At 37.8% G+C, this 11,988-nt stretch carries 11 protein-coding genes; 2 read left to right on the forward strand and 9 right to left on the reverse strand.

From position 1 onward, the window contains the following. Positions 1-213: 213 nt before the first annotated feature. Both VF06_RS38025 and VF06_RS38030 read right to left on the reverse strand, forming a co-directional pair. Positions 214-1,722 (reverse strand): hypothetical protein, encoded by a 1,509-nt coding sequence (locus tag VF06_RS38025; RefSeq protein WP_244918246.1) that lies wholly within the window; start codon positions 1,720-1,722, stop codon positions 214-216. Between the two features lie 557 nt (positions 1,723-2,279). After that, entirely contained in the window at positions 2,280-3,464 is a 1,185-nt protein-coding gene (locus tag VF06_RS38030; protein ID WP_099072530.1) for a ParB N-terminal domain-containing protein, read from the reverse strand. Positions 3,465-3,979: 515 nt separating this feature from the next. Between VF06_RS38030 and VF06_RS38035 the strand changes: the two genes are divergently transcribed. Beyond that, entirely contained in the window at positions 3,980-4,432 is a 453-nt protein-coding gene (locus tag VF06_RS38035) for a helix-turn-helix domain-containing protein (protein ID WP_045873776.1), read from the forward strand. A gap of 91 nt (positions 4,433-4,523) precedes the next feature. Here the strand turns inward: VF06_RS38035 and VF06_RS38040 are convergent, their stop codons facing one another. From VF06_RS38040 to VF06_RS38060, 6 genes are all read right to left on the reverse strand, one after another. Beyond that, positions 4,524-5,030 carry a hypothetical protein gene (locus tag VF06_RS38040; RefSeq protein ID WP_099072529.1) on the reverse strand — a complete coding sequence of 169 codons (507 nt, stop codon included), beginning with the start codon at positions 5,028-5,030 and terminating at the stop codon, positions 4,524-4,526. 271 nt (positions 5,031-5,301) lie between these two features. Further along, positions 5,302-5,607: a hypothetical protein gene (locus tag VF06_RS43290; RefSeq protein ID WP_244918247.1), complete on the reverse strand. Its 306-nt coding sequence runs from the start codon at positions 5,605-5,607 to the stop codon at positions 5,302-5,304. A 143-nt stretch (positions 5,608-5,750) separates the two neighbouring features. After that, positions 5,751-6,572 (reverse strand): hypothetical protein, encoded by an 822-nt coding sequence (locus tag VF06_RS43295; RefSeq protein WP_244918248.1) that lies wholly within the window; start codon positions 6,570-6,572, stop codon positions 5,751-5,753. 271 nt (positions 6,573-6,843) lie between these two features. Then, positions 6,844-7,323, reverse strand: coding sequence for a hypothetical protein (locus tag VF06_RS38050; protein WP_099072528.1), 480 nt, complete (start codon positions 7,321-7,323; stop codon positions 6,844-6,846). A gap of 21 nt (positions 7,324-7,344) precedes the next feature. Then, on the reverse strand, positions 7,345-7,809 hold the full coding sequence (locus VF06_RS38055; protein ID WP_099072527.1) for a RusA family crossover junction endodeoxyribonuclease: 465 nt from the start codon (positions 7,807-7,809) through the stop codon (positions 7,345-7,347). Further along, positions 7,799-9,964: a DNA translocase FtsK gene (locus VF06_RS38060; RefSeq protein WP_099072526.1), complete on the reverse strand. Its 2,166-nt coding sequence runs from the start codon at positions 9,962-9,964 to the stop codon at positions 7,799-7,801. Before VF06_RS38060 ends, VF06_RS38055 begins: the two co-directional genes overlap by 11 nt. Before the next feature lie 55 nt (positions 9,965-10,019). On the opposite strand from VF06_RS38060, the gene VF06_RS38065 reads away from it, so the two are divergent. Further along, the gene (locus tag VF06_RS38065) at positions 10,020-11,147 is read left to right on the forward strand and encodes a hypothetical protein (RefSeq protein WP_099072525.1); all 1,128 of its coding nucleotides are present in this window, start codon (positions 10,020-10,022) and stop codon (positions 11,145-11,147) included. On the opposite strand, the gene VF06_RS38070 is transcribed toward VF06_RS38065, so the two are convergent. Further along, the gene (locus VF06_RS38070; protein ID WP_244918249.1) at positions 11,138-11,842 is read right to left on the reverse strand and encodes a glycoside hydrolase family 24 protein; all 705 of its coding nucleotides are present in this window, start codon (positions 11,840-11,842) and stop codon (positions 11,138-11,140) included. The genes VF06_RS38065 and VF06_RS38070 overlap by 10 nt on opposite strands. Positions 11,843-11,988: the final 146 nt, after the last annotated feature.

An 11,988-nucleotide genomic window follows, 5' to 3' on the forward strand; every position in this document is an offset into this window, starting at 1 on the left:
TTTTTAGTCAAGCAAGTTGAATACATCTATTATTTGGGCGATACCGTAAATTGTTCATTCTGAATTTATAATTCAACAGGTTAAAAATCTTCTCAGCAATTGACAATTAAATTTTTCGAGAGTGCCTTCAGGTACAAGCAACGTTTTTAGCTGTTTTTGTTCTCGTAAGACACACGCGAACAAATTATGATTTATTCCACTATCTATTTTCCCTTAACCGAGCAGTATTGGAACGTAATTACTTATTCCACAAGGATTTTGAGTATCGTGTTTTACAAATGAGCTTTGAAATTCGTAAAGTTGCCCGTTCTCACTTGATTGATAAGGGTTTGAGCTATTTTCTGCCCAAGGGTCTAAAATGTAGCGTGTGGGATGCCACAAATGTAAGTGCTTTTGTAGAGTCTCTTGGGAAATAGTTTTGTTAAAGCGACGTTTATACTCAGCACGTATAGCTTTTGCCCGTTCAGTAGCCCCTGCTGGTAACCCACTATCCCACTCTATTGCTGTTACTACTATCTGGATGCGTCTTTGGGCTTGTTGGCTACGTTCCCAGTTCTGCTGGAGGCGACGGTCAAATGGAATTACGTTATCTTTAGGTTGATCGATCCTGCTAACACCTGCTATGGCTTCTGCAAATGTGTTGGCGAATGTACCCAACAGCCGTTCGGGATAACTAACGTAGGCACTGTACCATTTGTTACGAATTGTGCATTCTACCCAATGCCGTACTCTAGCTTCGATTTCATGTTGGTGTCGGCAATATTGCTTATAGCCAGGGGCGTTGATTGCGGTGGAGACGCAAAATTCGACTAATTTATTGCCTCTTAAGTCTAGAAAGACAATTCCGTAGCCTGCAAAGATTTGTAGGAGGGTGTTTGTTTGTCCTTGTCCTGTCCAACCGATCGCAATTGTTTCTTCCCAGTTGGCACGCCACTGTGCAGCATCAGCAGACTCTTGCTTACGATATCTCTCCTGTGCAATTTGTTTTTTGGCTTTGTTCGCTACCCGTTTTAATTTGGTTAAATCTTGCCGACTGGCCGCGCGATCGCAATAATCGAGGAAGATAGAAACGGAATCGCTAATTGGTTGTAGGTCATCATCAAGTAAAAATGACCCACTATCCGGTTGCATGGGACAACGGATGGCTTTGTAGTTGGTTATTTGTTTGGCACTATATGGTTTAGTGTTGGGGAAGATTTCTAGGTGTCCTTGGCGCAGGATAAAGCCTGCATTTCTCAAGGTAATTTCTAAGGCGCAAGCTACGGCAAAGGTAGGCAGGGGAGATGCAAAGTTTAAAATCAAGTGATAACCACCACTAAAGCTGGACTGGAGAATGACGATATCGACTATGCCAATGTCCTCTAGTGCGGCTTTGATGCGACTTATAGATTCAATGTTATGGTAGTCGCCAAAGAAGTCTAAATCGATTGTGGCGTAACGGGTTGTGTTGTCAAAACGCAGACCTACTAATTTTGACTTATCTTGGTGCAGCTTCCACAGTTGGGAAGGTTGCAGGTAATAATCGATAGTGCGCCATGCTGGTTTTGCACCTTCTACTAAAGAAGGGGCAACTATCGCCCCAAATGGATGCCAAAAACGCTCTACGTAGCGTTTACCCAATGATTCTGCGGGTAGATGGGGTTTGATTTTCTTTTTTGCAGGCTGTGAAAGACTTAATTGGGGCCTGTTATCAACATCTGCCCCGAAATCTTCTTGGAACATGAGTGACTGTCCTGATGGTTTTAGTGCATCAGGTAGCCTCGCTGTTGGTCAAAATGTGTTAGCCTAAATTTGAAATTTTTGTTTTATTAAGAAGCGGTTGGTTATCCGCTTGTTGGAGGCGACTGGTAATCGTCTCATGGTTGAAAGCAAACAGAGGTTATACTTGTTTAGGCTTAGACATACGTAGGCTTAGGCTAAGATTTAGTCCAACACGCTTCACCAACAACAATGCGGCTACCCAACTTTTTTTTGAGAGCTATTTAAATACGTCAGTTCTAACGAAGTTGTGACTAAATCTAGAAAATAGTTTTGGAATAAGAATACAAAGCTAGTAACACCTAAAAGTGTCACCAAAAGCTGACAGAGGTTAGTACAATGGGTGAAGATGAAATTACACTCCACCAACGAATTTAAAAACAAAAAACAGTCAAATATATCCATACGAGTTCGGCACCCAAAATATGAACTCGTACTGCAATCAGTATTGAGATGCTAATCTATTAGGTAATGTTAAATTTTGGGATAAATTCTCTGCTAGATTAACTGCTCACAGCTACCTATGCAGCACGAATATTATCCTTTTTTCTATTTGTAGACATTTCCATTGCTTGCATTTGGCTCTTATAGTCCTCCCAAGTTTTTTCAAATACGTCAGATTCATACATCCGCAATAAAACCTCCTCTTTATCAGTTAAATTTGGTAGTTTTAATAATTCAGCTAAAGATACCTGAACTGGAAAAACATCCCTAAACTTTTCCATTAAGTGAAGTATTCTTTTTCTCTGTTCAGCAGATGGTTCATCTTGCAACTCTGCATCAATCTGTCGCGGACGTAGATTCACGATTTCTAGGTTCATATTTACTAAATTCCTCAATCCAAACACAACAAATTCATTAGTTATACCAATAACACGCCCCACGATTTCCAACTCTGGCCGCAGTCTTTTCTTAAATTGATATACTTGACCAAGTTGGAAACGCCGAAACGGATTGCGTTCGCCATTCCGCATCCAAGCGATACCATCACTTATACTACCTATCTCATCTGCTTCAATCAGGTCTATAACCTGGTCACAGATATCTTGATTGCAAACAAACTTGTAAGCTGCATCAATACTCCGGTTAAATTCCGCCTCCAGTGCCACAACTGCCTTAAATTTTTGCAGTTCCCTTAATTGAGAAATATATTCAAATACTTTTTTACCCTTGTGATAACTACCAACGCTTATCCTTAGATTCTCTGAAACCTCCTGAATCACAGGTTTACCTTTCTTTAATTGAAATTGATTCTCATCTATCGAAGTGTTCAAATTTGAATACTTCGTTTCATTCAAACGACGGGCACTTTCCCGTTGTCTTTCTTTCGCTTGGGGACGAAGTACGCTCTCCCAGTACTGCCCCTCGTGAAATTTTTGGTAATGAGTCTTTCCTCCTTCTCGATGAAGATTAAAATCAAGCACTAATTTCAAATCTTCTTCAGGCGAACTAGACTCGACAAATTCCACCTTCACAGCAGAAATTCCCAACTGGCGGGCTATCTGCAAGCGGCACTTACCTGCCAAGACAACATTTACACCAGTGCGTGCAGATACCTTTAAAGATTCCAGAATCCCTTTTTCCGAGATACTTTTTTCTAAAGCGGGACGAACCTCATTTTCACCGTATATTTCTATCAGCTTCGGATGAACAACCAACTCCGTAGGAGAAATATATGTAATTGCCGGACTATGCACCTCAGACATATTGATACTCCGGGTCACAAATTGCCTAAAAAAGATAAGTTCAATTTTGAAAAGCTTAAGCAGAAAGCAGGAAAACTTAAGCAGCAGAACTTATGGCACTTTCTACAGTGAAGTAATATTATTAAAAAATAATTAACTTATGTAAATAATGAACAATTACTTATCAAACAATCTCTTAAATAAAATTTTTCCAGGAGAGAAATATTATTATTGACCCATTTAAAACCAGCGCGATTGAAGAGAGATTTTATGATGTTATTTTTGGGAAAAATACATCTACCTAAAGAAAGGTTTGTAAAACTGGTTAAACTCATGATATGATGTCTCTAGTTAATTAAATTGACAAAACAATGTTCCGCCTTGTTTTACTAACAGGTGGGCTTGTTTTCTCCTCAAAGCCCTGGTGCAAACAGGGCTTTGGGTGGGTTTTTAGAAAAAATGAACGCTACAAAAAGAGTATCTCAGGCTTCATTCCATTTGGCAAAATTGTACAGTAAAGAGGGGTAAATTTTTAGATGCCTCATCTTCAGATATTAAATTCTCTTGAAAAACAAGCACTAGAACACATAGCGGCAACGAGCAGCGATGAAGTTAGCAAAAGAGCGAAAATTCTGCTAGGGCTAAACGAAGGCAAAAAATATGTAGCTTTAGCCCAAGAGATTGGTGTAACCGAAAACTCAATAGCAAAGTGGAAGAAAAGATGGACATCAAGTACCATCTTGTCAGAAACCCAGGAGTCGGCGATCGCAAAAGCTAATGAAGTATTGGGTGTCAACGTAGGCAGACCTAAGAAGTGCAAAAGTACAGAGGCAAGCAAAATTGTCGAAATCAGCGAATGGAGCAAGAACCGAAAACCTAGTCGCTCAAAGCACCACTACCATATGCAGGTAGCAGAAGAAGCCGCTAGGAGAGGTTTACCAACACTATCGCCAAGAAGTATAGGACGCATTTTAGAAGCTCAACCTTAATAGAAAGAGTCATCAAGCAAGTATTATCCTATCCCAAGGGAATAGTTTTGCAATCCCAGTTTTTACCGAGGCTTTTCACCAAATTTTAATTCTAAGCAAGCATTTCCACACACTCGACCACTTGAGCAGAGGTCACTTGTTGCGCGATCAGAAAGTCAACGAGTCCATCGAGTTTTTTACGGTTGTAGACGGTAGAATAGCCTTGAATTCGGCGTTCTTTGCAGAACTGTCGCAGCTTCCGCGCACCTAAATCCAAAAGCTTCTTCCTTTCTTCCTTAACGTCTACTAGCACAAGCTGTCTAGCTTCATCCGTAACCCCAGTTTCAACAACTGGCGGCGCAGTTTCAATAATGGAAGATTCTGGTTTGGATAATTCTTCCAGAACAGAAACAGCACCAACACCAGTCAAATTCCCATGAGTTTCCAAAACCGGCAACTCTTTAAAAATCACCCCAACGCTATTACTAACCTGAAGTGATACTGATTGAGCAGGGACAAATATCACATAGAAGATTGGGAAAACCATCAAAAACAACTCGATTGGAAACAAAACATCGTTAACAGATTGCACAAAAGGCGATATTGCAAAAGCAGACATAATGTGGTTTCTCCATGAATTACTGATGGGCGGCGTTATAGCGACTTACCACCCAGTAGCGGGGGAAACCCCCGTACTGAGTGAAAGCTTTTATACGTATCCCAACCAATAGCAGGAGGAAGGAGGATAAATTGCCTTTTTAAGCAATTAGATGAACTAAATTTTCCAAAATTTGCAGATGTTGAATTGGAGAAATTACCAGTTCAAGATACAGAAATTGCAAAAATTCGATTTTTCCGACTTGGACTCGCAGCTTTTAGAAATTCCTTATTCATCTCAACACTCCAGATTTTTTACTCTTAAGGTAGTTAACGTAGCTAACCAAGTTGTAGTTATATCTGAGTTCTTGAGGAACGAAAGTTGAGTAAGGATGCAGCGATACACCATCACAACGAAAGCGATGACAGGGCGCATATATATCAAAAAAGATAGATATTTCATCACCATCAACTTCGATTTGAGCTATGCCCTCAAGTTCCTTTGCAAACTCTAAAACTCGTCCTGATGCTACGTAGTCAAAGACCACTACATTTCGAGTACGGAAATACTGGATGTAAGAAAGAAGTGTTGCTTCCATACCAAGCTCAAGCAGTCTGTCAGAATGTTTAAGCAAGATACCGGAATAGGAAAAAGAAAACCTACGGTTAGCGTATTCATCCGACAAGATAAGATTGCCGTAAAATTTGTAAATATTCGCTTGATTGGACGATATTTCTCTATTTAAATTTTCGACAACAGCATCATCTTCAAATGGAAACAACGCCTTACGTTCATCCCATTGTTTATCTGGACAGCAACCATTTTCAAACCATCCATATGGATGAATCCCACAAACAATATTATTGGCACCATGCAGTAACTTACATTACACCCAGCACATACTTGTAAATAGCAAGAACTAAATTCTTCGCTATTAACTGCATTAATATAGCGTCGGTGTATATCTAAATGCTCCTCCAAAGCTTCATAAGGTAAAGGCTGATATGAGGAGAATGTTTGTCCAATTAATCTGTCTGGATCGGTTTCATCATAGATTACTGCCAAGTCGTCAATTTGGTGAAAACGTAGTTCTTCGTAAAGTACGAATTTCCGATATGGTTCTTCCTCAAACCTACAAATAACCAAGCACTTTGAATCAGGATGTCTTTCAAAATTCATCACCTTGTAAGTGTAAATTAAAGGCAGACAATCAGATTTTTCAGAGTTCTCAGTTTTTGCTAATACAAGCGGTTTTATGTCAGCTATTTTTGCAGTTTCTCTACTCGAATTAGTTTCCTCCGATTCTTCAACAGCGCTTAAGAAAGCACCGCCCAAGGAAGCAAAAATAAATCCGGTAAAGCCCAATACAATAGCACCAGTGCCAATGTAGGCAATTTGTTCGGAGCGTTCTTTCTCAACTATTGGGAATCCGCCCCTAGCTAAGTACAATAAGCCCAAACCAGAAAAAGTTGCTACAGTGCCTAAAGCAATAGCAGTTAAAGACACTATTCCAAAAGCAGCATTAAGGTTTCTCAAGCCATTAAACGCAAACTTCTTCAACATAATTTATCCCTCCAAAATGCAGGTCACAAGGTTTTTAATTACTCTCGCCCCGGCACAAATTGGGATTTGCTGAGAACTACACTACTAACCTACCCCTTACTCTATTAACAATTCCACAACTATTTAATAGATATGTACTCATTAATTTTCAGTCTCAGTAGTAGTTTCATTCCCAATGGTGATAGCAAGAGTCGAACTTGCTTTGTTGCTTAAAACAACAATCTAACCGAACTGAAATATCACCAAATCACAATATATAGAAATAACATATCTACTTTCGAAAAGTCCAAGTATTAGTTTCGTTTAATTCCAATTCTTCAAAACAGTTAGCAAAACCCGTAAAATGAAAACATCTTAGCGGCATCCGAGATATTAATAGTAAAGAAAAATTCTCTAGTTTAGCCAACTGTTGTAATCTCAATAAATCATTGCTAAAACTATCGCTAACAAAGTGCAACCTATCAAAATTATCAATCACAAGTAGTCTATTTAATCCATCAGATAATACGCTTATTATATTTTGCCAATCCTGCTGGTAGTACAAATCAAAACTTATAGGAATAACATCAAAGAGATGAGCCACACTAAAAGGATATTCAAGATTGAGATAGACAGACTTTAAAGTAATATCTTTAAGTAAACAGTTTTTAACAGTAAAAGTCTTGCCAATATCCTGTTTACCCCATAAATTAATATTCTTGCCTGCATTTAGTTTGCCAATCAACCAAGTATATTCTTTATAACGTAACATTACTATTATCCTTTAGATAAACTACAATTGGTTTGAGATTAAATGTGTGATTTTTTGATTGTATCTTTCTAAACTGTTTCTAGAAAATTGGTTAGATACAATAAAATTATCTAATAAAAAATCAGGTGATTGTGAAAGTCTTAACAGCACACCATCATCACCACTACTGCGATGATAGTAATGTACAACAGGTGATTGGATAACTGTCAGGTTATCGTTACGAATTGCTCGCCCTGTAACTAGCCCATCCATAATAAATTTAGCGGCAGCAGCTACATTATCACTATCTCGTGCAAAATTTTTGAGATACCAATGGAACTCAATCCACACTGTACTATCTAAACAAAATTCACATTCTCTAACAAATTCACCAATTAAGTTTGTCCAGTACTTCTTAAGTTCAGCACTTGCTTGCCAACTTGACCGTGCCTGGTTAATAATTTCGTTCATACAAGGGGGTAAAGGCATGGTTAGTTCAAATATCATCTTCACCACCACCTTTAAGGTTATTTAAAAATTCTTCGACAACGTTTCTAAATTTTTTGTATGACCTACCATCTTGACGGGATAAATTGAATACTGCTTTGACAATTTCATCAAGTTGATAGCCCTTTTGATGCAAATTCATAATTGAGTTTCTTGCTTCTTCGTCAAGCTGCACCTTAAAACTAAAACTGCCCTCAAAATCAGTCTTAGACTGCTTAGTTTTAGTAGCAGTAGTGGCTTTAGATTTACCATTATCATGACTACTACTCTCGCCATACAGACTAGCGACAAATTCATCAAAGTCTAACCCAGATTTCCATGCTGTATAAGGATCGTTCTGGTTTTTTGCTTCCAAGAGTAATTGCTGGAAGTATTCAGGGTCTTCATCGTCAGCAACATATAAAGCTTGGAGTCGTAAAACTTCAGTCGTCTTGTACAAGAAATCACCGTACCCCAGCAAATAAACTGCACGCTTGTCTTTATCGTCCCCCAGGATAATACAACTATCTTCAGGACGGGTTGTAACAAAGGCTGTCTTTGCTGGAAAGTTTGAGCGAATCAACGGATCTATCACATTTTTGTCAGGTCGTTGAGTATATAACAATACATGAATCCCTGCACCACCCGCTTTTGCAAGCAACTTCATCAGCGCAGTCTCAATGCGATCGCAATAGTTATCATCGGAAAGTAGATCGAAACATTCGTCAATCAGACAAATCACTCGTGGCATGATGCAATCAGGTGCGAACCGTGAATTGTACTGTGCGATCGTTTCAATGCTGCTGTGGCGCTCAAATTCCTGGTAGCGCAATTCCATTTCTTCGACCAAGTAATCAAGCAAGTTAGCGGTAGACTCTGCATCACGCGCAACTGGGGCAATAAGATGGGGAAGTCCATCAAATTTACCAAAGGTCACACGTTTAACATCTGAAAGTGCCAATCGAACAACAGAAGGGGGATATCGTCGCACTAAGTATAAGATTGCGGCTTTCTCAAACTGCGACTTTCCACCCCGCGTCCGCCCACCACCCAGGATATGAGTCACGTTATCGCTATAAAGGGGAATTTCAACATAGGTGCCATCAACATCAACACCACCGGGGATAGACACCGAATAAATGTCAGGTTCGCCCTCAAAAGTAAAGTAATCACGGAAATAAGCAAATTGTCTGTCTAACCTGGGTATGTCAAATACAACTCCCCCAGGCACTACACTCACCATTGGCGCAACTTTTAAGCCTAATTCTTCACCAAGCTGCTGTACTAAGTCATTACCGATATCTTCTACTTTTTTATAACTAACACCTCGTCCCAGTTTTACCCTAATACGGTTAAAAGTAGGGCCATTTTTGGCATCAACATACTTAGCATTAATATTAAAATCTTCTAAAGTATCAACTAATAGTTTTCCTGCTTGTCCCATAGTTAAAATATTTGAGCTAACAATCTCATTATTAGCAATTTCACTATCCAAATATTTAGGTTCTTTTAAAAGAATTGAGCCATTACCTGTTGCTTTTAAATCTAATGGTTTACCTGTGGCACGCGCAACAAGCACTGCCGTTCGACAGCAATAGTTTTTAATAAAGTTATCTCTCGCTTTATTTGCTAAATCAGTAAAATAACCAGTTCCTTTATTGCTCAAAAATAAATTATAAAGATTCTCCTGAACTACTTTATAACCAATCTGCTTGAGATAAATATTTTTGATTGATTCTATATATTCAAATAAAGATTCAATTGGCGAGAGGCTAACTATCTCAATCATTTTTTGATACACGTTATTTTGCTCCCACTGTGAGGGCATTCGATTGAGATGGATATACTCAAGTGCATAACGTACAAACTCGTACTGATTTAAAGTACAGTGTTCTGCACATATTGATAATATTTCATCATCGTTTGTACCTGCAATTACTGATTCATATATTACCTGAAATAAAAATTCCAAATTAAATTCAACAACTGGACGTGATAATTTTGTTCTAAAGTCAATCTGCTTTAAAACAGTTTCAGCATAAAAAACCATTGCGTCCGGTAAAGCTTCCCGTATATTCTCTATAATCTCTTCATTGCTCAAACCATCTTGTTTGGCCTGTACAATTGCAGTCCAAAGCTGTTGTTTTTGAATTTCAGTATTGTACATTTCTAACATGGCTTTTCTCAATTATTAGGATGATAAAATTGAGTTAAGGACTAAAAAATTGACTATGAAAAATTGGAATAGGTGGAATGCAGAAGAAGAACAACTTCTTGCAGAATTAGTTACAAAATGCTCAAATATTGATGAAATACATCAGGAATATTTTCCATATAGAAGTAGACAATCAGTAAAAGGAAAACTGAGGTTACTAGGATTAACACTTGAACCACAATGGACTGTCGAGGAAGAAGAAATATTACACCAACTTTACTCTGAGCTATCACCAAAGTTGATACAATCTCAGTTCATGCCTCATAGAACTCTTCCCGCAATTCACGCTAAAGCACAAAGACTTAACCTAAAACAACGCCATAGATGGACACAAGATGAAATACAATACCTCAAAGATAACTATTTAACTAAAACTTATGAGGTCATAGGAAAAAAATTAGGTAGAGACGAAGCAGGGGTAAGAGCTAAAGCTCAAGCAATGAAATTAAGAAAACTTGAGTCGTACACAGTTAATCATAATTATTTTAGCACTCCAAATTTAGAAAATTGCTATTGGGCAGGATTTTTAGCAGCTGATGGATGCATAAATTATTCAAGTCATGGTTATATTTTAGAAGTTGGACTACAGGAACAAGATTTAGAGCATTTAAAAACATTAAAGGATTTACTTGAATGCGATCATCAAATAGCCGAAATGCATAATTCTAATCAAAAACATCAATATCCGTTTGGGAAAACCTACACTAATGGTAAAGCCTTTAGATTGAGAATAAACAGTAAACAAATATGTGATGATTTAATTAGCATATTTAATATTACACCAAATAAATCTTTGACTCTTAAACCTCCTGTTCTAGATAATGAGCAATTGATAAAAGCATTCATTATCGGATTAATAGATGGGGATGGTGGCGTAAACTTATTCAAAGTCAAAGGAAAAGTTAATAGCATAGAAATAGACCTCACAGGAACAATAGAAGTACTCAATTGGGTAAAAAACTGGTTTGATATTTGGGTTCCTAATAATCACTACAAATGTGCTAAACCCAAACAAAGCATGAATTCAAAAGCTTATCGATATCATGTAGCAGGAAAACGAGGAATAGAATTATGGAAAATACTATCTGAAGTTAATGTACCTAAGTTAAAACGTAAATGGCACAAACCTTTACCCTATTTTTGACTTCCATAAACTACCAACATTTTTTGATAATAATTACGTAACTCTTCTAAAGATTTTGGGTTTTGATTGTACGAGTTGCAAATAAAACTGGCCCAAATTCTACCTACTTTGCATACAGCAGTATCAAACCTTCCTGCTTCAATGTCACTTAAAGCATTATTACGACGAATATATTCAATTGCCATCTTGTCCTGAGAGGCTGGACTAAAATCTTTTAAGTTTAACTTTAGCCGAAGGTCATACCAACTTATATCCAACATTTGATAAGCACCAGCCGCAGTCGAACAAACATTTTTACCATTAATAGGAGCGCACTGTTTCTTTAACGGGTGCGTAGAAAAATCATTAAAAGTTCCGTTAAATACTAACTTGCGATAACTTTCTGACTCACTGGTTCCTGTTTCCGCCCAACGAATTGTTGCTAAAAAAGCACTCAATTTTGGTGAATAAGGATGTGTTAAGTAATCTATTGTACTAACTCTTCCTTTTAAACTATTTGACGACAATGAAGAAACACCAGTACTTTGAGAAATCGAAAAATAAATGCCTAAAGTAATTAAGGAAGCAGTTGACAAATGAATGGGTTGAAAACGGGATATAAATTGATGATGAGGACTGAAAACCAATCCTACTAGGGAGCAACGCGATTTCGTGAGGTCGGAGAAAAACAAGCGATCGCTAAAAATTTGCTTCAGTACGCTATAAATATTTATAACATTACAAACAGTACTAATACTGGTAAAATTTTATTTTTATTCTCAATATAAATATGAATCGTTTTTTGGGACAAAAAAAGGTAGGATTCCCAATTAGTAAAGGTTTTGATATCTGACATCAAAAC

It is taken from the genome of Nostoc linckia z4 (assembly GCF_002608075.1).
GTDB lineage: Bacteria > Cyanobacteriota > Cyanobacteriia > Cyanobacteriales > Nostocaceae > Nostoc > Nostoc linckia.